The sequence below is a fragment of the Thauera sp. WH-1 genome (genome assembly GCF_047806685.1).
GTDB lineage: Bacteria > Pseudomonadota > Gammaproteobacteria > Burkholderiales > Rhodocyclaceae > Thauera.
This window is the reverse complement of record NZ_JBLQGP010000010.1, coordinates 115,544-136,176: the sequence shown is the minus strand read 5'-3', so window position 1 is coordinate 136,176 and position 20,633 is coordinate 115,544. Positions and strand designations below refer to the sequence as shown.

The 20,633-nt window shown below is 69.9% G+C and carries 13 protein-coding genes; 6 read left to right on the top strand and 7 right to left on the bottom strand.

The annotated features are described in order from the left end of the window. The first annotated feature begins 32 nt into the window (after positions 1-32). The 5 genes from ACMV5O_RS11720 to ACMV5O_RS11700 all read left to right on the top strand — a co-directional run bounded on the left by ACMV5O_RS11720 (position 33) and on the right by ACMV5O_RS11700 (position 11,544). On the top strand, positions 33-6,212 hold the full coding sequence (locus ACMV5O_RS11720; protein ID WP_416163643.1) for a CHAT domain-containing protein: 6,180 nt from the start codon (positions 33-35) through the stop codon (positions 6,210-6,212). Between the two features lie 133 nt (positions 6,213-6,345). Next, positions 6,346-8,361, top strand: coding sequence for a cation:proton antiporter (locus ACMV5O_RS11715; protein WP_416163642.1), 2,016 nt, complete (start codon positions 6,346-6,348; stop codon positions 8,359-8,361). Between the two features lie 184 nt (positions 8,362-8,545). Beyond that, entirely contained in the window at positions 8,546-9,529 is a 984-nt protein-coding gene (locus ACMV5O_RS11710) for a Bug family tripartite tricarboxylate transporter substrate binding protein (protein ID WP_416163641.1), read from the top strand. Between the two features lie 59 nt (positions 9,530-9,588). Further along, complete coding sequence (locus ACMV5O_RS11705) at positions 9,589-10,032, top strand: tripartite tricarboxylate transporter TctB family protein (RefSeq protein WP_324543066.1); 444 nt, start codon at positions 9,589-9,591, stop codon at positions 10,030-10,032. Positions 10,033-10,035: 3 nt separating this feature from the next. Further along, entirely contained in the window at positions 10,036-11,544 is a 1,509-nt protein-coding gene (locus ACMV5O_RS11700) for a tripartite tricarboxylate transporter permease (protein ID WP_416163640.1), read from the top strand. A 139-nt stretch (positions 11,545-11,683) separates the two neighbouring features. Here ACMV5O_RS11700 and ACMV5O_RS11695 read toward each other — a convergent pair whose 3' ends face one another. Continuing rightward, on the bottom strand, positions 11,684-11,941 hold the full coding sequence (locus tag ACMV5O_RS11695; protein WP_416163639.1) for a hypothetical protein: 258 nt from the start codon (positions 11,939-11,941) through the stop codon (positions 11,684-11,686). 356 nt (positions 11,942-12,297) lie between these two features. Here ACMV5O_RS11695 and ACMV5O_RS11690 point away from each other — a divergent pair, with 356 nt between their 5' ends. Then, positions 12,298-12,615, top strand: coding sequence for a nucleotidyltransferase family protein (locus tag ACMV5O_RS11690; protein ID WP_416163638.1), 318 nt, complete (start codon positions 12,298-12,300; stop codon positions 12,613-12,615). Here the strand turns inward: ACMV5O_RS11690 and ACMV5O_RS11685 are convergent. The 6 genes from ACMV5O_RS11685 to ACMV5O_RS11660 all read right to left on the bottom strand — a co-directional run bounded on the left by ACMV5O_RS11685 (position 12,581) and on the right by ACMV5O_RS11660 (position 20,563). Continuing rightward, positions 12,581-12,991 (bottom strand): acyl-CoA thioesterase, encoded by a 411-nt coding sequence (locus ACMV5O_RS11685; protein ID WP_416163637.1) that lies wholly within the window; start codon positions 12,989-12,991, stop codon positions 12,581-12,583. The two genes, ACMV5O_RS11690 and ACMV5O_RS11685, sit on opposite strands and share 35 nt — an antisense overlap. Before the next feature lie 82 nt (positions 12,992-13,073). Next, positions 13,074-15,776 (bottom strand): CoA-binding protein, encoded by a 2,703-nt coding sequence (locus ACMV5O_RS11680; protein WP_416163636.1) that lies wholly within the window; start codon positions 15,774-15,776, stop codon positions 13,074-13,076. Positions 15,777-15,808: 32 nt separating this feature from the next. Further along, positions 15,809-17,098, bottom strand: a complete 1,290-nt coding sequence (locus ACMV5O_RS11675) for an ATP citrate lyase citrate-binding domain-containing protein (protein ID WP_416163635.1) — start codon at positions 17,096-17,098, stop codon at positions 15,809-15,811. 31 nt (positions 17,099-17,129) lie between these two features. Further along, entirely contained in the window at positions 17,130-18,173 is a 1,044-nt protein-coding gene (locus ACMV5O_RS11670; RefSeq protein WP_416163634.1) for a porin, read from the bottom strand. Between the two features lie 172 nt (positions 18,174-18,345). After that, on the bottom strand, positions 18,346-19,872 hold the full coding sequence (locus ACMV5O_RS11665) for a sensor histidine kinase (RefSeq protein WP_416163633.1): 1,527 nt from the start codon (positions 19,870-19,872) through the stop codon (positions 18,346-18,348). A 1-nt stretch (position 19,873) separates the two neighbouring features. Further along, complete coding sequence (locus tag ACMV5O_RS11660; protein WP_324540797.1) at positions 19,874-20,563, bottom strand: response regulator; 690 nt, start codon at positions 20,561-20,563, stop codon at positions 19,874-19,876. Positions 20,564-20,633 lie beyond the last annotated feature (70 nt).

Below are 20,633 nucleotides of genomic sequence, written 5' to 3'. Positions count from 1 at the left end.
TCCAACGCTGCGCTCATCCCCGGACCACTGACATGGCAAAACGCAAGGCCCCTGCGGGCCCCAGAACCCTGCTCAAGCTGCCGCTCCCGGCCGAACCGGCGAGCACCGCGGCGGCCACCGCGCCCGCCCTGCTGCGCCTGCCCGGCAGCCGGGCCGACGGCGGCGACGCGGTCGACCTGGTGCCCGGCCTCAAGGTCACCAGCGTCATGGAGCTCGCCGCGGCCAGCCGCAGCGACGAGGCCCCGGTCACCGGCACCCTGGACGAAGGCGCGGGCCTGCTGGCGCTCGAAGCGGAGGACGGCACCACGATCTTCATCCGTGCCGACGCCCTCGCCGAGCAGCTTGCGCGCACCCGCCCCGAGCTGGTGGATGCGCAAGGCGCGGTCGATTTCGCCGGTTTTCGTGACGCCGAGGACAGCACCCGTGGGGCGCTGGGGTGGATCTGGCGGCGGGTGAGCCGGCTCAGCCTGCCCGAGGACGGCATCAGCAAGGATGCCAAGGACAAGGCGCGCGAGTGGCTGGGCGGCAAGGTCGAGGACTGGGCGGTGGCCTGGGCCTCGCGCAAGGGCGCGACGGCGCTGATGGCGATGATCGAGGAGCGCCTCGCCGGCGAGCCCGGGCTCTATCCCTGGGATGGCGGCGCGCTGCGCAAGGAGGACCGCCTGCAGGCTGGCGACAGAAGGCTCAGCGACGCTGCCGAGACAGGGCCGCTGCTGATCTTCATCCACGGCACCGGCTCGCATACCTTGGGCGGTTTCGGCGATCTGCCGGGCAGCGCGGCCTGGTCGGCGCTGAAGGAGCGCTTCGCTGAGCGCATCTTCGGCTACGAGCATCGCACCTTCTCGCAAAGCCCGATCGACAACGCGCTCGCCCTGGTCGAGACCTTGCCCGCAGGCTGCAGGATCAACTTGGTGACGCATTCGCGCGGCGGCCTGGTCGGCGACCTGCTGTGCCTGGACGGTGCCGACGGCGAGTTGGCCGCGCTGATCGAGGACTACCGCAGCGCGAGCCCCCTGACGGAAGATGGCGATGCCGACGCGGAGGCCGAGGCCTTCGCCGCCGGCGAGCGCGACAAGCTCGGCCGCCTGGCCGCCCAACTGGTGGCGCGCGGCATCGTCGTCGAGCGCTATGTGCGCGTCGCCGCGCCGGCCCGCGGCACCGCGCTGCTGTCGGACAACCTCGACGTCTTCCTGTCCGGCCTGCTCAACCTGGTACGTCGGGCCGGGGCCTGGAGCGTGGGGGCTGCCGTCGGCGCGCTGGCACCGGCCGCGGCGTTGAAGGCGAAGGAAGCGGCCGACCGCGGCCTGCAGTTCCTCGCCCGCATCGTGCTGGAGATCGCCGACAAGCGCCTGCAGCCGCAGCTGGTGCCCGGCATCGAGGCCATGCTGCCCGAGGCGCCGATGGGCATGCTGCTCGGCCGTGCGCGCATCGCACCGCAGGTCAGGGTGGGCGTGATCGCCGGCGACATCGAGGGCGGCGGCGTGCTGCAGCGGATCGGCGTGATGTTCGTTGATTGGGCGCTGTTCGACCGCGCGCGCAACGACCTGGTGGTCGATACCGACTCGATGTACGGCGGGCTGGTGGCGCGCGCCGCCAGCAGCGACGCCGCCGCTGACGCGGGCGATGCGGCCGCGGCTGCGCTGCTGCCTGCGCATCGGGTGATCTTCGTGCAGGGGGCGGAGGTCAATCACTTCCGCTATTTCCGCGACGACGTGCGCCGCGACGGCGTGCCGCTGCCGGCGGCGCTGGCCGCCTGGCTCGCACCCGATGCGGATGGGGCGGAGCCGCGCAATCCGGCGCTCGCGCCCTGGGCGCCGCTCACGCTGCCGGTGGCCGAGCCTGCCATCGCCACCCGCGCCAGCCGCGGTGAAGCGGAGCCCGTCGACAATACGATGCCGGTGCTGGTGTTCCTGCCCGGCATCATGGGTTCGCACCTCAGCGCCGACAGCCGCCGCATCTGGCTCGACCCGATCGAGCTCGCCCGTGGACGTCTGGTGCGCATCGCGATCGACAGCAGCAAGACGGTGCAGCCTGCGGGTCTGGTCGGCATGGCCTACGGCCGGCTGGCCGCCTACCTCGAGTCCGGCCATCGCGTGATCTGCCACGACTACGACTGGCGCCAGCCGATCGCCGAGCTCGGCAAGGCGCTTGCGGTCCGCCTGCGCGAGGCGCTCAAGAAGCATCCCGACCAGCCGGTGCGCATCCTCGCCCACAGCATGGGCGGGCTGGTGGTGCGCGCCGCCTTCGCCGCCGACCCCGAGCTGTGGCCGCAGATCGCCGCGCGCCCCGGCGCGGGCGTGCGCCTGCTGATGCTGGGGACGCCGAACCAGGGTTCGCACCTGTTCGTCGAGACCCTGCTCGGCCAGTCCGACACCATCCGCATGCTCGCCCGCCTCGACCTGCGCCAGGGCATGCAGGCGGTGCTCGACATCGTCGCCGGTTTCCCGGGCGCAGCGCACCTGCTGCCGGCGCCCGATTTCGTCGACACCGGCGGCCCGGCCGCCAAGGACTACTACCGCGCCCAGACCTGGAGCGAACTGGCGGCGATCAACAACGACTTCTGGTTCGGGCGCAAGCTCGCCGGCAAGCCGAGCCAGGCCCTGCTCGACCTGGCGCGCGGGTTCTGGAAGACGATCGCCGACACGCGCTGGGTGGCGCACGCGCCCGAGCGCATCGCCTACGTCTTCGGCAAGGCCGACAACACCCCCTGCGGGCTGCTCCTGCTCGACGAAGGCAGCCGGCCCTTCGTGCGCATGCGCGGCACGCCCCATGGCGACGGCTCGGTGACCTGGGCCTCCGGCCGCCTGGCCGGCCTGCCCGATGAGCGCTGCTGGTTCATGCCTGCCGACCACATGGGGCTGACCAGCACCACCGAGCACTTTGCCGACATCGATGCCCTGCTCGTCCAGGGTACGCCGCGCCGGCTGGGGCGCCTGCCGGTCAGCCGCAGCGACGAGGCGCGCGAGCCGCTGCGCGCCTACCGCGCCGGTCCGCCGCCGGCCTGGCCGACCGAGACCGAGCTGGTCAGTCGTGCACTCGGCGGTCGCATCCCGGCCCTGCCGCAGCGTCGGCGCGCGGTGCTGCGCGTGGGCGTGAAGGCGATGAACCTGCGCTTCGTGCAGGTGCCGGTGCTGTGCGGCCACTATCGTGGCGACCCGATCGCCGGTGCCGAGGCGGTCATCGATCGCTGGCTGGTCGACGGCGCGCTGAGCCAGCGCCAGCGCCTGGGGATCCATTCCGGCGACCTGGGCGACGCCACCGTGGTGCTGATGCCGCGCACCGCCGAGGAGCGCGTGCGCGGCACCGGCCGCGGCGCGGTGGTGGCGGGCCTGGGCGAGATGGGCAAGCTCGGCGCCGACGGCGTCACCGAGGCGGTGCGTGCCGGCGCCCTGCGCTATCTGCTGCACGCCTCCGACCGCTACGGCGAGGACCACTGCGACGGGCGCGGGCGGCGTCCCGAAGGCCAGCTGCCGCTGCGCCTGGCAAGCCTGCTGGTGGGCACGAACTCGGCGTCCAGCCTGGACATCGCCGAGGCGGTGAAGGCGGTGGTGCGCGGCGTGCTGCTCGCCAACCGCGATTACGCGGAAGGGGCGAAGGCGCGCAAGGGGCCGGTCGGCCGCATCGTCGAGCTGGAGCTGATCGAGCTCTATCGTGATGCCGCCATCTCCGCCGCCTATGCGGTGAGCGCGCTCGACACCCTGCTTGCCGCCGAGCTCGAGCGCCTGGGCGCCCGGCTCGATGTCAGCGATCCGCTGCAGCACGGCGAGGGCGTGCGCCAGCGCCTGAGCGTGAGCCCCTTCGGTGACTACTGGCCGCGGCTGTCGGTTAGCGATGCCGATCGCGACGACAGCGACTGCAGCGCGGAATGCTGGCTGCCGCGCCTGCGCAACCCGATGCCACCCGAGCTCTTGCGCCGCTGGCTGAGCCTGTATGGCTGCAAGGACGGGGCCGACGGCGCCAGCCCGCTGGCGGCGGGCGAGGCCTTCGCGCCGGTGATCCGCCATGCCCAGCGTTTCCGCTTCACCTTCATGGGCGAGAAGGCGCGCGCCGAGGTCGTGGTCCAGACCCGCCAGCCCGGCCTCATCGAGCGCCTCGCCGACGAGGCGCTCACCGGCCCGGCGTCGACCCGCTATCGGGGCGGCGAAGGCAGTTTCGGCCACACCCTGTTCCAGCTCCTGGTCCCGGTCGACTTCAAGGCCGCGGCACGCAAGGCCAACAACCTGATCCTGGTGGTGGACGAGAGCACCGCCAACCTGCCCTGGGAGATGCTGGAGGACGATGGCAAGCCGCTCGTGATCCGCACCCGGGTGGTCCGGCAGTTCATGACCCGCAACTACCGGCGCGATGTGGTGCGCACCGATGCGATGACCGCCTGCGTGATCGCCAACCCGAGCACCGAGGGCTATTACGCCGAGTTCGGCGGGCCGGGCTGGAAGCCCCGCCCTGATGCCGACGGCAGCCCCCGTCCCGACCGCCTGCCCAGCCTCGGTGGCGCGGCGCGCGAGGGCGAAGCCGTGCTGCGCGTGCTCGAGGGGGCGGGCTACACGGTCAGCCATGCGCCGCCCGACGCCCGCGCCGGCGACGTCTATGCACGCCTGTTCGCCCGCCCCTGCCGGGTGCTGGTGATCGCCGCGCACGGCATCCATGGCCGCCGCGCGGCCGACGGCAGTTACCGCAGCGGCGTGGTGCTGTCAGACGGGCTGCTGCTGTCGGCGGCCGAGATCGGCCTGATGGAGACCGTTCCCGACCTCGTCTTCCTGAGCTGCTGCCATCTCGGCAAGGTCGGCACCGAGCACGGCGGCCAGCGGCTGGCCGCCAGTCTGGCGCGCGAGCTCATCGACATGGGCGTGCGCTGCGTGGTGGCGGCCGGCTGGGAGGTGCGCGACGATGCGGCGCTGACCTTCTCCGAGCACTTCTTCAAGGCCATGGCGGTCGAGGGCGCGCGTTTCGGCGATGCCATTCATGCCGCCCGCTGCGAAGCCCACCGCCGCCATCCCGACTGCAACACCTGGGGCGCCTACCAGGCCTATGGCGATCCGGCTTTCCAGCTCCGGATCAACGACGGTGCCGAGCGTGAGGACGGGCTGCTGCTCGCGCCGGAGGAGCTGCTCGATTGGCTTGACCAGCTCTGGCTCGATGGCCACCGGCTCGACGGCGACAGCACCGCGGCGGCCTTTCGCAGCGTGCAGAAGCGGGTCCAGCGCAGGCTGGGCCGGCTGCCGGCGGCGTGGGCGGCGCGGCCCGACGTGCAGCAGGCGCTGGGCCGGCTGTATGCCGCGTATGGCGACGTCGGCGGCTTCGAGGCGGCGCGCGAGCCCTTGTTGCGCGCGATTGCCGAGGACTCGTCCAAGGGCGTGGTGCCGATCGCGGCCATCGAGCAACTGGCCAACATCGAGGCCCGGTTGGCCGAACAGCTCAGCCAGTCGGGTGCGGCCGAGGATCTCGAGCGCGCACGCGGGCTGGTTGATGACGCGATCGCGCGTATGCGCGCGCTGATCATGATCACCGGTCCCGAGCCGGTGCCACGTGTCGCGCCTGCGGCCCAGCCTGCGCCTGCAAGCGGGCTGCGGCCGAGCGCCGAGCGCCAGGCCATCCTCGGCAGCGCGTGCAAACGCCGCGCCGTGATCCTGCTGCGAGGCGCCCAGCCGCCCGGCGAGGACATCGCGGCGGCGGGCGAGGACACGCCGGCGCCGGGCGCAAGGGCTGCGAAGGGGCAGGCGAGCGCGCAGCGCAAGGCATGGGCGGCGGTGCGTGACGCGCTGCGCGCCGCGCGCGACGCCTACGCGCTGGGCGAGGGGGATCCGGCACAGGCCGACTGGGACCCGTACACCCGCATCAACCGGCTGCAGCTCGACTGGATGCTGGGCGAAGCGGTGGACCTGGCCATGCTGGAGCAGTGCCAGGCGGTGGCGCGCAAGCGCTTCGAGCGCCGCTTCGGCTTCTTCGACGGCATCATGGTGGCCGACTGCGCGGTCACGCGCTGGCTGATCGACGGTGTGCCAGCGGACGCCGACGATGCCGCCAGGGTGCTCGCGCGTGCCTACCAGGAGTCGGCGGGCATGCTCGCGGCCTCGCGGCGGCAGATGGACTCGGTGGTCCGGCAGCTACAGTTGCTGGCCGAGTTCCTCGAACTGCGGGCCGAGGCAGCCGATGCGCAGCGCGTTGCGGTATTGCGGGCGGTGGCGAAGGCGCTCGGTACGCCTGCGTCCTGATTGCCGTGCGGGCCGGGCGGATGGGTCGTGTCACCCGTCCGCCCGTCCTCATGTATGGTTTGGGGCGTAGTCGTCCGCGCCTGCGGGGCGCGGACGGACCGCAGCCCCACCCACCAGCCACGTCGATTTCCGGATGATTCCACCGGTCCAAGCGCATGTCCTGATCCTGCTCATCTTTTCGGTGATCGCGGTCGTCGCGCTGCAACGCATGCGGATGCCGTCCAGCCTCGGCTATCTGCTCGTGGGCGCGCTGGTCGGTCCCCATGCCCTTGCCCTCGTGCCCGATATCGAGCACAAGCGCGTGCTTGCCGAGTTCGGCATCGTGTTCCTGCTGTTTACCGTCGGCCTCAACTTCTCGCTGCCACAGATCCTGGCGATGCGCAACCTGGTGTTCGGCCTGGGGACGGCGCAGGTCGTGCTCACCACCCTCATCGTCGGTGTCGGTGCGTGGTTGCTCGGCCATTCGCCGGAGACCGCATTCGTGATCGGCGCGGTAGTTGCACAGTCGTCGACCACGGTCATCAGCAAGCAGTTGATCGAGCAGGGCGAGGACCAGAGCCGGCACGGCAGGCTGGGAGTGGCGATGTCGGTGTTTCAGGACATCACCGCCGTCCCCTTCGTGGTGGTCATTCCGGTGCTCGGCCTGGCCTCGGGTTCGATCGCCGCCCCGCTGGGCTTTGCCTTGCTGAAGGCGGCAGCGGCCTTCGTGCTGGTGTATCTGGCCGGGCGCTGGCTGCTGCGACCGCTGTTCCACGAGGTGGCGGCACAGCGCTCGGCCGAGCTGTTCACGCTGACCGTGCTGCTGGTGAGCCTGGTCGCCGCGGCAATCACGCAGAGCCTCGGGCTGTCGATGGCGCTGGGGGCCTTTCTGGCCGGCATGATGCTCGGCGAGACCGAGTTCCGCCATCAGATCGAATCGACCATCCGGCCGATTCGCGATGTGCTGCTCGGCCTGTTCTTCGTCACCATCGGCATGCTGCTCGACGTCTCGGTGCTCCCCGAGCTGTGGCACCTGGCCCTGGCGGGTGCCGTCGCGATGCTGATTGCGAAGGCCGTACTGGTCTTCTTCATCGTCCATTTCGCCGGGGTCAATCGGGCAACGGCGGTACGCACGGGCGTGGTGCTGGCAGTGGGCGGCGAGTTCGGTTTCGCCTTGCTGGCGATTGCGCTCGACAACCAGGTGCTGGCCTCCGATGTGGCGCAGGTGGTGCTGATGGCGGTCCTGTTCAGCATGCTGATCGCCCCCTTCTTCATCCGCTACAACGCGGCCTTTGCCAGTCGCCTGGTGCAGGGACCGGTGCTGGCCACCAATGGCGTGGCGCAGGCCGAGGACGCGCCGCCCGACCAGCGTGACCACGTGGTCATCTGCGGTTATGGCCGCATCGGCCAGAACCTCGCCCGTTTCCTGGAAGCGGAGCGGATCCCCTTCATCGCCCTCGACATGGATCCGGCGCGGGTCCGCGACGCCCACGCCGCGGGTATGCCTGTGTTCTACGGCGACTCGTCCGAGCGTGACATCCTGGAGGCGGTCGGGGCCGACAAGGCGCGACTGATCGTGATCTCGCACGACGATCTCGGGGCGGCGCGCAAGGTGTTGCAGCACGTGCGCGCGAGCCGTTGGCCGGTGAAAGTCATGGTGCGCACGCGCGACGAGGCCCCGCTCGCCGAACTGCTCGAACTGGGCGCGACCGAGGTCGTGGCCGAGACGGTCGAGGCCAGCCTGATGATCGCCGCCCATGTGCTGCTGATGGCGGAGGTGCCGACCAAGCGCGTCCTGCGGCGCATTCGCGCGGCGCAGGCCAACCGCTACCAGTACCTGCACGAGCTTTACCGTTCGGACGAACCCGTGCTGGGCGACGCCGATCAGGATGCGGGGCACGACCGCCTGCATGCGGTCGAACTCGTGCCCGGCGCGGTCGCGGTCGGGCAGGTGCTCGGCGATCTGGACCTCGGCGATTGCCGGCTTCAGGCGCTGGTGCGCGCAGGCGAGCGCATGCTCCACCCCCCGCCCGGGCTCAGGCTCGAGGCGGGCGACACGCTCGTGCTGTTCGGTACGCCGGACGGACTCGACAAGGCCGAGGTCGCCTTGCTGGCGCAGCTGGCGTCGACCGAGCGCGAGGCCGCATCGGTGCGCAGACCCATCCCGTGACAGCCACGCCATGAAGCGGATCGACGGCCGCCTGGCCTTCACCGAGGCCGCCGACCGCGCGACCGGGATCCGGCGCTGCGGACACTGAAAGGCTATCGAAAGCCCTCCTTCGTATCGTCCGCTCCACCCGGGGCGAAGTGGATTCGCCTCGCACAAGAGGCGTCCATACACGGAGGAGATCGCCATGATGCTGAAGAAGACCCTGTTTGCCGCGGCCACCGCGGTCCTTGCCACCCTCGCCGCTGGTGTCGTCCACGCCGAGCCGGCCAAGCCCGAGTGCATCGCCCCGGCCAAGCCGGGCGGCGGCTTCGACCTCACCTGCAAGCTGGCGCAGAGCGCCTTGCAGAACAGCAAGCTGCTCGAGGCGCCGATGCGCGTCACCTACATGCCCGGTGGCATCGGCGCGGTGGCCTACAACACCGTGATCGCCAACCGTCCGGCCGAAGGCGGCACCATCGTCGCCTACTCGGGCGGCTCCTTCCTCAACCTGGCAATCGGCAAGTTCGGCAAGTACAACGAGGACGACGTCAGGTGGCTGGCCGCGGTCGGAGCCGACTACGGCGCAATCATCGTCAAGGCCGATTCGCCGTACCAGAGCCTGAAGGATCTGGTCGAGGCCACGCGCAAGGAGCCGTCCAAGGTGGTGTTCGGTGCCGGCGGTTCGGTCGGCAGCCAGGACTGGATGAAGTCGGCGCTGATCGCCCGTGAGGCCGGTGTCGATCCCAAGTCGATGCGCTATGTCGCCTTCGAAGGCGGCGGAGAGGCGATCACCGCATTGATGGGCGGCCACGTGCATGCCTACTCGGGCGACGCCTCGGAAGTCCTTGGCCACCTGAAAGGCGGGCGGATCAAGGTGCTCGCGATCATGGCCCCGGAGCGCCTGAAGGGTGAACTGGCCGGCATTCCGACCGCGATCGAGCAGGGTTACAACGTCGACTGGACCATCACTCGCGGCTTCTACATGGGGCCGAAGGTGTCGGACGCCGACTACCAGTGGTGGATCGCCGCGTTCGAGAAGCTCCAGGCCTCGCCCGAGTTCGACCAGCTGCGCGCCGAGCGCGGCCTGTTCCCCTATGACCTGACCGGCGCCGAGCTGACCGAGAACGTCAAGCGCGAGGTCGCCCGCTACAAGGTCCTCGCCAAGGAACTCGGCCTGGTTGCCCAGTAAGCGTCCGTTACCGGCCCCGCACCGGCAGCGCTGCGGGGCCTCATTGTCTGGAGACCGACATGAGCGAAAAAATCCTCGGCGGCATACTCTTGATCGTCAGCCTGGCTGGCATCTGGATCGCACGCAGTTTCGAAGTGGCCATTTCCTACGAGCCGGTCGGACCACGCGCCTTTCCGATCGTCATTCTCGTCCTGCTCGGCATCAGCGCCGTTGCCCTGATGCTGGAGAAGAAGAGCGACACCACCTGGGCGCCCCCTGCCGTCCTCCAGCGCATCGGCCTGCTGTTTCTGATCGTGCTGGCCTACGCCTGGGTGTTCGACAAGCTCGGCTTCATCATCGCCACCGCGCTGATGGTCCTCCCCATCGCCCGCTTCTTCGGCGGCAGCTGGAAACAGGGCGCGATCGGCGGAATCGGCCTCGGAATCGGCCTGTTCATCCTGTTCGACCTTCTGCTCGACGTCGCATTGCCGACCGGGCTGTGGCTCAACAACATCCTGGGGTAAATCATGGACAGCACACTCTCGCTGCTGATGCAGGGCTTTGCCGTTGCCGGCACGCCCGAAAACCTGATGATCGCGCTGGTCGGCTGCTTTCTGGGCACCGTGGTCGGCCTGCTGCCCGGCCTGGGCCCGATCAACGGCGTCGCCATCCTGCTGCCGATCGCGTTCGCGATGAAGCTGCCGCCGGAGTCGGCATTGATCCTGCTTTGCGCGGTCTATGCCGGTTGTGAGTACGGCGGACGCATATCGGCGATCCTGCTCAACGTGCCGGGCGACGCTGGTGCGGTGATGACGACGATGGACGGCTATCCGATGGCGAAGAAGGGGCTTGCCGGACCGGCCCTGTCGATCTCGGCGATGGCCTCGTTCTGCGGTGCACTGGTCGCGACCGTGGGCATCGTGCTGTTCGCGCCGATCCTGGCCGAATGGGCGATTTCCTTCGGCCCGGCAGAGTACTTCGTGCTGATGGTGCTGGCGCTGTGCTGCCTCGGCGGCCTGGTCGGTGACTCCCTGCCCAAGGCGGCGATCGCCTGCCTGATCGGCCTGCTGCTGTCGACCGTGGGCATCGACTCCAACAGCGGCGTCTACCGCTACACCTTCGATGCCTTGCATCTGCAGGACGGCATTCCCTTCATCGTCATCGTGATCGGCCTGTTCGCGGTCAGTGAGGTCATGCTGATGCTGCAACATGCCCATTCCGGTGTCGAGCCGATGGCGCTCACCGGCCGCGTGATGTTCAACATGAAGGAGTTCCTGCTGGTGAAGTGGACGATGCTGCGCTGCTCGCTGGCCGGCTTCTTCATCGGCGTGCTGCCGGGTGCGGGCGCAACCATCGCCTCGACCATGTGCTACGCCAGCGAACGTCGCATGGCGGGCAAAAATCACCAGTTCGGCGAGGGTGACGTGCGCGGCGTCGCAGCACCGGAAGCGGCCAACAACGGCTCGGCCAACGGTTCGCTGGTGCCGATGCTCACCCTGGGCGTGCCGGGCTCGGGTACCACCGCGGTGATGATGGGCGCGCTGACGCTGTACAACATCACCCCCGGCCCGACCCTGTTCCAGGATCAGCCGGTGATCGTGTGGGGCCTGATCGCGTCGCTCTTCATCGCCAACGTGATGCTGCTGGTGCTGAACATTCCGCTGATCCGGGTGTTCGTGAAGTTCCTGTCGATCCCGACCTGGCTGCTGGTGCCTGGCGTGGCGGCGATCTCGATGGTCGGCGTGTATGCAGTGCATGGCAACACCTTCGACCTGGTGCTGGGCACGATCATCGGCGGCATTGGCTACTTGCTGCGGGTCATGAACTTCCCGATCGCGCCCTTCATCCTCGGCTTCGTGCTCGGCGACATGATGGAGCAGAACCTGCGCCGCGCACTGTCGATCAGCAACGGCGAGATCGGCGTGCTGTTCTCCAGCCCGATCGCCATCGGCCTGTGGGTGGCGGCCATCGCGATGCTGGTGGGCCCGCGTGTCGCGCGCATGCTCGACAGCCGCCGCGCGGTGGCCCAGGCATGAGTTGAAGCCTCACCTCCGCGGATTCCGTCCGCTGCGTTGTGACGGAATCCCGCATGCGGTGGCCCCTCCCGGGCCGCCGCCTTCGATGGGCGCCTGCGGGCGCCCTTTTTTTTGCCGCAAGGCTTGAAGGCCCGACGGCTCACCGGGCGAGGGCGATCTCCTCAATCTTCAGTTGCATGAGCTGGGAGAGCAGTTCGCCGATGTTGGTCCGGATGGCACCCTCATTGGCGAGCTTCAGCCGCTCCAAGGCGATCAGGGCGTCAGAGAACCTGGCGGTGTAGGGCGTCGTGACCGTGCTGTCGAAAACCGTCCTGCCGGACGATCGCTCGATGACCACGTAGCGGACCGATGACGTTACCGTCATGTCGAGTCCAACAAATGGTTGCTCGAGCTTCATCAGATCGGCGGTGAGGACGAAATCGCCCGCCTGACGGTCGGCAAGGAGCCAGCCGACTTAAGCGACGCTTCGAGTGCCTTCTCGAAATCCGAAGAGCTGACGTTGGAAACCCACATCGGGTTGGTTTCGGTGCCGCCAGTGACATCCTTGATTGCAAGCTTGTTCCGCAGTGGGGCATCCCGCGTTCGGTGCTGGGCGCTCCCGGTCGCGCTCATGTGCTCAACCCGGGCTGGTGTGGCACAGCCGGGGAGCAGGACGACGGCCAGTGTGAAGGCACGGCGCGAGATCCGCTCGAAGCCTCTCCAGGTGATGGCCGAGTCGCTAAACTCTAATGGTGTTCGTCCGAGGGAACGGTGATGACGACGTTCGAGGAGGTCAGCCGCAGGAAAAGCGAGCTGCTCAGGGCGGCAGCAAGCCACAAGGCGCGCAACGTGAGGGTCTTCGGGTCGGTGGCACGCGGTGAGGACCGGCCGGATTCCGATATCGACTTTCTGGTGTGTTGCGGAGGCGCGCTGGAGTTCGCCTGGACGGGAACTGACGTGTCAGGGAATGGCCGCGTTTGCGGCGTGAGATGGAGATGGGACGCTCGCGCAGCCCGCTTGCATCGGGGTCGCTGCGCGAGGGATGCTGCCAAGGTGTTTACGCGTCTGCCGCGGAAGGGGTGCCGGGACTGATCACCCGCGGCCGCCCGCCCTGGTCGAGGGCGACGAAGACGAAGCTGGCGTCGGTGACCTTGACCTGTTCCTCGCCGTCGCGCGAGCGGCGCCAGGCCTCGACCTCGATCGTCATCGAGCTGCGGCCGACGCGCACGATCTCGGCGTGGAGGCTGACCTCGTCGCCGATGAACACCGGGCGCAGGAAGGTGATGCGGTCCACCGACACCGTGGCGCAGCGGCTGCGCGCGCGGCGGGCGGCGACGTTGCCGGCGGCGAGGTCCATCTGCGCCATCAGCCAGCCGCCGAAGATGTCGCCGGCGGGGTTGGCGTCGGCGGGCATGGCGATGGTGCGGATCGCGGGTTCGCCGCGCGGCGTGGCGGTCGAATCGTTCATGGTGAGGTTCCGGTGGGGGTGGGGGAAGCGCTGCCCGCAGCCCGCCGGGGGCGGCGGCCTGCCCGCCCCCGACTGAGCCGCGTCAGCTGACGTGACGGCATTTCGACGCCGGCGTGCGCGTGTCCATGTTGCGTCCGCGGTTCAGGTGGTCGTCGATCTCGGCCGCGCAGCCCAGCATGCGGGCGTGCAGGAACAAGGTGAACGCGGCGTCTTCGAGGCGCGCTTCGTCGATGCGGCCCTCACGCCACGGCTGCCAGGTCAGGCGCAGCAGCAGGGCGGCGATCACCGCGTCGATGTTCACGCAATACACCGTGCGCGACACCCCGGCCTCGTGCAGCGCCTGCACCAGGGCGTGGTAGAAGTCGTGGAACACGTTGGCCTCGCCGCGCGTGGCCATCAGCTCGCGGATGAAGGCTTCGCGCGGATCGATGTTAACCGGCCGGTCCTTGAACACCGGGTGGTTCACGCCCGGGATCTTGCGGATGTCCTCGCTGCCGGTCTGCTTGCGTTCGGCCTTGTAGCGCGCATAGTCCTCGGCGCAGTGGCGCGCCAGCGCGGCGACGTCGAGGCCGTGGGCGGCCGCCGGGTCGTCCAGGCCGCTGTCGCGGAACTGCTCGATCAGGAACTGCACCCCCTCGAAGCCGTTGCCGCCGTGGGCGTAGCCGGTGTGGGTGAGGAAGCCGACGACCGCCTTGTTGAGCTGCACGCGCTGCGGCGTTTCCGGGCCGTCGGCCGAGACCGCGCCCTTGGCGCCCTGGGCGGAGATGGTGCCGGGGCCGTTGCTGAGCAGGATGCCGACCAGGGTCTGGTAGGCGAACAGGTCGGCCGCCTGCGGCTCGCGGCCGAGCAGGGCCTGGCAGGCGAGCGCGGTGAGCGAACCGCCACCGAGGAGCTCGGCCTCGTCGATGCCGCAGAAGCGGCCGGCCTCGTGCTGTGCGGCCGGAGCCGAGGCGCCGATCAGGGTGCCGACCAGCTGCATCCACCACGGCAGGCTCTCGGCGCTCAGGCGCGACACGCGCTTGCGCATCAGCGGCCCCCAGGCGAGCGTGGTGGTGATCGCGGCGAGCACCGCATCGGCGCTCAGGGGCACGCCGGTGTGCTGCAACAGGCGCACCGGCACCGAGCGCGCGTCGCGCGCCGCCAGGCCGGCGAGCATCGCCTCGGCGCGGGCGTCGGGCGCCGGGGCGCGCACCAATGCAATCAGGTCGGCGTCGTCGGCCAGCGCTCGGCAGCAGAAGTCCTCGTCGAGCGCGTCGCGCAGGCCGGCGGCGTGCAGGCGGTCGATCAGCGCGGCGGCGATGGTGCGTGCGCGCTCGGCGCGGCGCGGACCGACGATCGCCATGGCGGCGGCGAGCACCGCGTTGGGCGCATTGCCGGCGGCGCGCGCGGCCTCGGCCGCGGCGAGCGCGGGGTCGCCATGGAGGTTGAGGTGGGCGCCGACCGCCACCGCGATCAGCTTGCGGTCGTTGTCGCCGCCGGCTTCGCGCAGCAGCGCCAGGCTGAGGTTGGCCTCGAGCGGGCGGCGCGCGGCCTCGAGCACGCTCACCCCGTGCAGGCTGGAGACCTGAGTTGCGGGGTCCATCTGCGAGGCGCCCGAGGCGTCCTTCATGGATTCGCGCGGGAACACCGTGCCGACCTGTTCGGCCAGGCGGGCGATCTGGCTGCGATAGGGTTCGATCGCCGGCACCACCGGCAGGTCGAGCTGCGGCGGCAGGGCGATGCCGAGATTGGCGCCGAACCAGGGCTTGAGCTCCATCGTGCCTTCAGGCTCGAAGTCCGGCAGGGTGGCGTTGGCGCGCATCACCGCGGTGAGCGCGGCGGGAATGTGGGCGATGTTGGTGACCACCGCGCCCTTCGCCGAGAACACCGGGTTATCGGGCGTGTACAGGCCGTCGACGCCGAACTTGTCCATGAACCAGCGTTCCTTGGCGGCGGCATCGTCCTCGCCGCCGGCCATCGCGCCGGCGTGGCCGACCGCGCGCGTCAGCCGCGACTTCCAGCGCCCGACCACGCAGGCGACCACCGGCTTGGTGAAGTCGGCGTCGCGCTCGTAGTAGCCACCGGGCTCGCAATACAGCACCGCGGCCTTGCTGCGCGCGTCGTTGGCGAGGGCGAAGGCGAACTCCGGCGCCGCGTAGTGGATGTAGACGTCCTTGCCGCTGGACACCAGCGTGGTCGTGCCCCAGCCCGCCATGCGCAGGTACTGGGCGATGGTGGTGGTGAAGCCGCCCGAGTTCGACAGCACCGCGATCGAGCCGCGGCGCAGCGTGTCGGACGGGTTGTCACCGCCCAGCGCGCCGCCGATGCGGACCTGGTTCCACGAATCGGCCACCCCGAGGCAGTTGGCGCCGAAGATGTCGATGCCGTGCTGCTGGCCCATGGCGCGGATCTCGCGCGCGTCGTGCACCGAGATCTTCTCGGTGATGATGAAGACCTTCTTCAGCTCCGGATTCACCCGGATCAGCTCGGCCACACCGTCGCGCGCCGCCGACGGCGGCAGATAGACCACGCCGCAGTTGAAGCGGTGGCCGTCGTCGAGGCCCTCGCGCACGCTGTTGTAGACCGGGATGTTGCCGAGCGCGGTCTCCAGCACCTGGCCGCGGCGGCCGGGCGAGGTGCCGAACACCACGTTGCCGCCCGACCAGGCGTGGCCGACCGGGGTGACCTCGCTTGATTCGCCGCCGAGGATGTTGAGCACGCACACCCGGTCGTGCCGGGTCGCGATCTGGGCCAGCGAACTGATGCCCACGTAGTACTTGAAATCACCAACGCCTTGTTGGTACATGGCTGTCTCCTTGGAGTCGGGGGTGTCGGGGCTCAGGCGGCGGTGGCCGCGGGGGCGAGCCCGAGGCGCGCGGCGACGGCGTCGCGGCCGCCGGCCTTCATCCATTCATTGGCTTCGCGCGCGTAGTCGACCACCTCGCTCATCGCCGAATCGAAGCCGAACAGGCGGTAGGGCAGGCCGAGCGCCTCGCAGGTATCGCGCAACACGCCCATGCCACGCACCAGGTTCGGCCCGCCGCGGCCGGCGACGACGTAGAGCGGCGTCGGGCCATGGCTGCCGAAGTGCTCGCGCAGCGCGTCGGCCATCGCGCGGAAGGTCTCGTGGATGTCGGTGTTGTTGGACTTGCCGCCGATGATGAAGAGCACGTTGGACTGGCGCAGCCAGTGCTTGAAGCAGATCGAGGCGACCGACTTCATCTTCTCGTAGGGCGGGTTGCCGCCGAAGTCGGACGAGATGATGGCGTCGTCGCCGAGCATCTCGGTGACCAGCGAGTTGGCGCCGCCGCCGAAGGTGGGGGCGAGGATGGTGCCGCCGGCGTTGATCACGTAGACGTCGCTCTGGCCCTGGTGGGTGCGCAGCTGGTTGATCTCCTGCTCGAAGTCGGAGTAGTCCACCGCGAACAGGTGGGCGGGCAGGTTCAGCCGGTGCCAGCGTGGATCGTCGCGGTCGAAGCCGCACTTGAAGTCGCAGGCCACCGGCGTGAGCCGGCCGCGGCGGTCGGGGCGCATGCGGATCGGGTTGAGCTCGAGGGTCGTCATGCCGAAGTCGTGGTACAGCTCCCACAGCCGCGGCAGGTGCTGCACCAGCGGCGAGATGATCTGCTTGGGCGCGCCGATGTCGGCGAGGGCGTTGGCGACGACGAAGGCCTTCAGGCCGGTGAGCGGGTCGAAAGGCACGCGCGCGACCTGCGACTTGTCGAGCTCCTCGATGTCGACGCCGCCGCGGTGGGTCAGGGTCATGGTCGGCGCGCGGAACTCGGTCGAGTCGGTGATCGAGAAATAGACCTCGTGCTCGGCCGGCACCGCGCCCTCGAAGGTGACGCCGTTGGCCTTCGCCACCTGGTGGCCGTGGCGGTGCTCGACGAAGTACAGACGCTCCTTCTCGGCCAGCGCGGTGCGCAGGTCCTTGGCGCGGCCGATGAGGCCGGCCTTGCCCTTCTTGCCGACGCCGCCCTTGAACAGCGGCTTGACGAAGACCGCGCCGTGACGCTCGATCAGCGCCTTGATCTGCTCCTCGCTGGCGTCCGGGCCGAGGACTTCCGCGCTGGGGAAGTCGGCGAACTGCAGCAGGCGGGCGCCGTACAGCATTCCCGTGATGTTCATGTCGGGTTCTCCCGTGTGCGGTGGTTGAAGGTCAGAAGCGGTGGCGCATGCCGGCCATCATCACGCGGTGGTTGTCACCGGGCTCCGGCGTGATGTTGCCGATCGAATAGTTGGCGCCGTCCTCGTTGGAGAGGTGCGAGTAGCCGGCGTATAGCGTGGTGCGCTTGGACAGCGCATGCAGGTAGTAGGCCGACCAGCCGCTGGCGTCCTCGCCGGCGGCGCCGTCCGATTCGTCGCGGTCGGCATAGCTGAGCGCCACCGTGTTCGCCGGGTTCACGCGGATCTCCGCGCTCACGGACCAGGTGCGGGCCTTGCCATTGCCGACGGTGCCGCTCTCCTTGTCCTGCGACCAGGCGAAATAGGGCTTCACGATGCCGAAGTCGTAGGCCAGGCCGACGCCGCTGGTGCGCACCTTGCCGCCGCTGGCGTCGCGCTGCACGCTCTGCGTGGTGAGTGCGCTGGAGAACGGGCCGTTGCCGTAGAGCAGGCTGAGGCCATGGCCGTCGCCTTCCTTGCGCGCGGTGGAGGTGGTGGCGACCTTCTCGCCGAACCAGTAGCCGGCATCGAGCTCGAAGCCGGCGAGCTTGGGCGAGCGGTACTTGACCATGTTGTCGAAGCGCACCTCGTAGGCCGGCTTCACGGCGCCGGTCTTGCGGATCAGCAGGCCGGCGCTGCGGTCGGCGTTGCCGGTGGCATCGAAGGGGTCGAGGGCGACGAAGGCGGGCGAATACTGGCGGCCCAGGGTCAGGCGGCCGAGGCTGCTCTCGAGGCCGACGAAGGACTGGCGGCCGAACAGGCGTCCGCCCTGCTCGGCGAGTCCGGTCGAGGGGTCGAAGCCGCTCTCGAGCACGAACAAGGCCTTCATGCCGTGGCCAAGGTCTTCGGTGCCACGAAAGCCGAGGCGCGAGCCGTTGAGTTCGCCGTGGTGGACGCCCTGGTAGCGCTGGTCGCCCGATCGCTCATGGCTGAGGTTGAGGTCGATGAGGCCGTAGATGGTGACGTTGGACTGGGCGAGCGCGAGCGACGGGGCGGCGACGGCGGCGGCCAGCAGGACCGACTTGGAAAGGCGTTGCATGGAAGTCTCCTCGATCTTGTGGATGGGCGCGCCAAACACGTCGGCGCGGCCCGCATTGCAGCGCCGTCGCCTTTCGATCGCCTTTCAGTGCTGCCGGTCCGCGAGGAGGACGGACCGATGAAGGTGCCGGTGGCGGGGTGCCCGCCTCCGGCTCAGGATGTTCGCCTCCCGCTCAGGGTGCCGGGGTGGCGCCCAGCGGCAGCTCGACTTCCACGCACAGGCCGCGCCCGCGTTCGCCGTCGCGCAGCGTGACGCGGCCATCGTGGGCGAGCGCGATCTCGCGCACGATGGCCAGCCCGAGGCCGCTGCCATCGCTGTCGCCGTGGCCGAGGATGCGGTAGAAGCGCTGGAACACGCGTTCGCGCTCGGCCTCGGGAATGCCCGGCCCCTGGTCGCACACGCTGACCACCGCCTCGCCGTCGAAGGCGGCGACGGCGACGGTGACCGCCGAGTCGGGCGGGCTGTAGCGGATCGCGTTGTCGACCAGGTTGGAGACCATCTCGCGCAGCATCGGCGCGTTGCCCTCGATCATCAGCGCGTGGCCGATGCCTTCGTAGGCGAGGTCGATGTTGCGCTTGAGGGCGAGCGGGGCGAGCTCCATCGCCACGTCCTTGACCAGGCCGGCGAGGTCGAGCGGCGCGCGCTCGTCGATGAGGCCGTTGACCGCCTCGGCGCGCGACAGGGTGAGCATCTGGTTGGCCAGCCGACGCGCGGCGCGGGTGCTGCGCAGCAGGCTGGCGAAAGTGTTGAGCATCTCTTCCGGGTCGGTCTGGCGCAGGCCGTACTCGGCCTGGGTGGTGAGGACCGCGAGCGGGGTGCGGATCTGGTGCGCGGCGTCGGCGAGGAAGCGCCGGCGCGCGGCCAGCATGGCCGACAGGCGCTGCATGTGGTGGTTGATGGCGTCGATCAGCGGCGCGACCTCGCTCGGCACGCGGTCGGCCCGCACCGGGGTGAGGTCTTCCTCGTCGCGGTCGCGGATGTGATCGCGCAGCGCCACCAGTGGCCGGAAGGCGGTGCCCAGTGCGAGCAGCACCAGCACCGCGCCGACGGCGACCAGGGCCGACTGGCGTTGCAGGCTGGCGAGGAAGAGATCGCGGGCGAGGGTCTCGCGTGCGCCGGTGGTCTCGGCAAACACGATCAGCACGGCGTCGCCGCCTTCCAGTGCGGGGTCGTACAGGCGCTTGCGCATCGCGGCCATGCGCACCGTCTCGCCGCGGTAGGCGAGATCGAAGATCCTCACCATGCCCTCGCCGGCAGGCAGCGCGGGCGGGCGCAGGTCGGCATAGCCGGTGACGAGCACGCCCGCGGCGTCGAACACGGCGTGGAAGACGCGCTCGGCGGCGCTGTCCTCGAAGCCTTCGAAGGCGGCGTAGGGAATGTCGACCTGGATCTCGCCTTCGAGCGAGTGGGTGCGCTCGCCGATCGCCCGCACCGAGGCGGTCAGCGTGCGGTCGTAGGCCTGGTTCACCGCGTCGAGTGCGCCGCGGTAGCTCAACCAGGCATTGACGACCAGCATGATCGCGAGCGGGGGCAGCAGCCAGCCGAGGACGCGGCGGCGCAGGCTGCCAGCGTGGTGGCGCGGCGCGGCGGGTTCGACATCCGCTGCCGGTGCCGCGGTGTCTGCCGCAGCCTCGCTGCCCTCCGCGGCGCCAGTGCCATCGGTGCGGCCGCCCTGCGCGGCCCCGGGGGCTGCGCGCATGTCAGGGCGCCGGCCGTTCGGCGAGCAGGTAGCCGAGCCCGCGCAAGGTGTTGATGACGACGTCGGCACCTTCGAGCTTCTTGCGCAGGCGAGAGACGTAGATCTCGATGGCCTCCACGCGGGCGTCGGCGTCGAACTCGAACACCTTCTGGAACAGGGCCTCGCGCGCCACCGGGCGGCCGACGCGCGACAGCAGCACCTCGAGCACCGCCAGCTCGCGCGGGGTCAGCGCCAGCACCTGGCCGTCCACCGTCGCCATGCGGCTGGTGGTGTCGAACTCGAGCCGGCCCAGGCGCACCCGCGGCACCTGGTTGCCGGCGCGGCGCAGCAAGGCCTTGATGCGGGCCTCGAGTTCGGCGAGCTCGAAGGGTTTCGTCAGATAATCGTCGGCGCCGAGGTTGAGGCCCTCGACGCGTTCCCCGGTGCTGCCGCGTGCGGTCAGTACCAGCACGGGCGTGGGGGCGCCGTGGTCCGGGTTGCTCTCGCGCTTGCGCAGCCGGCGCAGCACTTCGAGGCCGTCCAGGCCGGGCAGCGACAGGTCGAGGATGACCACATCGTAGTGCTCGGTGCGCAGCGCCTGGTCGGCATGGTCGCCGCGGCCGAGCACGTCGAGCACGAAACCGGCCTGGCGCAGCGCGCGCGCGACCCACTCGGCGAGTTCGGCATGGTCTTCGACCAGCAACAGGCGCATGGGCAGTCCCGGTGAAAGTGAATCGAAAGGCTTGTGGGCGATTATCGGCGCAAAGCCGGGCGGCGTCCAA

What these genes read in the sequence shown, in the direction of transcription:
- ACMV5O_RS11670 (WP_416163634.1), bottom strand. Translation starts at nt 18,173, where the DNA reads ATGCAACGCCTTTCCAAGTCGGTCCTGCTGGCCGCCGCCGTCGCCGCC.
- ACMV5O_RS11710 (WP_416163641.1), top strand. Translation starts at nt 8,546, where the DNA reads ATGATGCTGAAGAAGACCCTGTTTGCCGCGGCCACCGCGGTCCTTGCC.
- ACMV5O_RS11720 (WP_416163643.1), top strand. Translation starts at nt 33, where the DNA reads ATGGCAAAACGCAAGGCCCCTGCGGGCCCCAGAACCCTGCTCAAGCTG.
- ACMV5O_RS11700 (WP_416163640.1), top strand. Translation starts at nt 10,036, where the DNA reads ATGGACAGCACACTCTCGCTGCTGATGCAGGGCTTTGCCGTTGCCGGC.
- ACMV5O_RS11660 (WP_324540797.1), bottom strand. Translation starts at nt 20,563, where the DNA reads ATGCGCCTGTTGCTGGTCGAAGACCATGCCGAACTCGCCGAGTGGGTC.
- ACMV5O_RS11665 (WP_416163633.1), bottom strand. Translation starts at nt 19,872, where the DNA reads ATGCGCGCAGCCCCCGGGGCCGCGCAGGGCGGCCGCACCGATGGCACT.
- ACMV5O_RS11675 (WP_416163635.1), bottom strand. Translation starts at nt 17,098, where the DNA reads ATGAACATCACGGGAATGCTGTACGGCGCCCGCCTGCTGCAGTTCGCC.
- ACMV5O_RS11715 (WP_416163642.1), top strand. Translation starts at nt 6,346, where the DNA reads ATGATTCCACCGGTCCAAGCGCATGTCCTGATCCTGCTCATCTTTTCG.
- ACMV5O_RS11685 (WP_416163637.1), bottom strand. Translation starts at nt 12,991, where the DNA reads ATGAACGATTCGACCGCCACGCCGCGCGGCGAACCCGCGATCCGCACC.
- ACMV5O_RS11690 (WP_416163638.1), top strand. Translation starts at nt 12,298, where the DNA reads ATGACGACGTTCGAGGAGGTCAGCCGCAGGAAAAGCGAGCTGCTCAGG.
- ACMV5O_RS11695 (WP_416163639.1), bottom strand. Translation starts at nt 11,941, where the DNA reads ATGAAGCTCGAGCAACCATTTGTTGGACTCGACATGACGGTAACGTCA.
- ACMV5O_RS11680 (WP_416163636.1), bottom strand. Translation starts at nt 15,776, where the DNA reads ATGTACCAACAAGGCGTTGGTGATTTCAAGTACTACGTGGGCATCAGT.
- ACMV5O_RS11705 (WP_324543066.1), top strand. Translation starts at nt 9,589, where the DNA reads ATGAGCGAAAAAATCCTCGGCGGCATACTCTTGATCGTCAGCCTGGCT.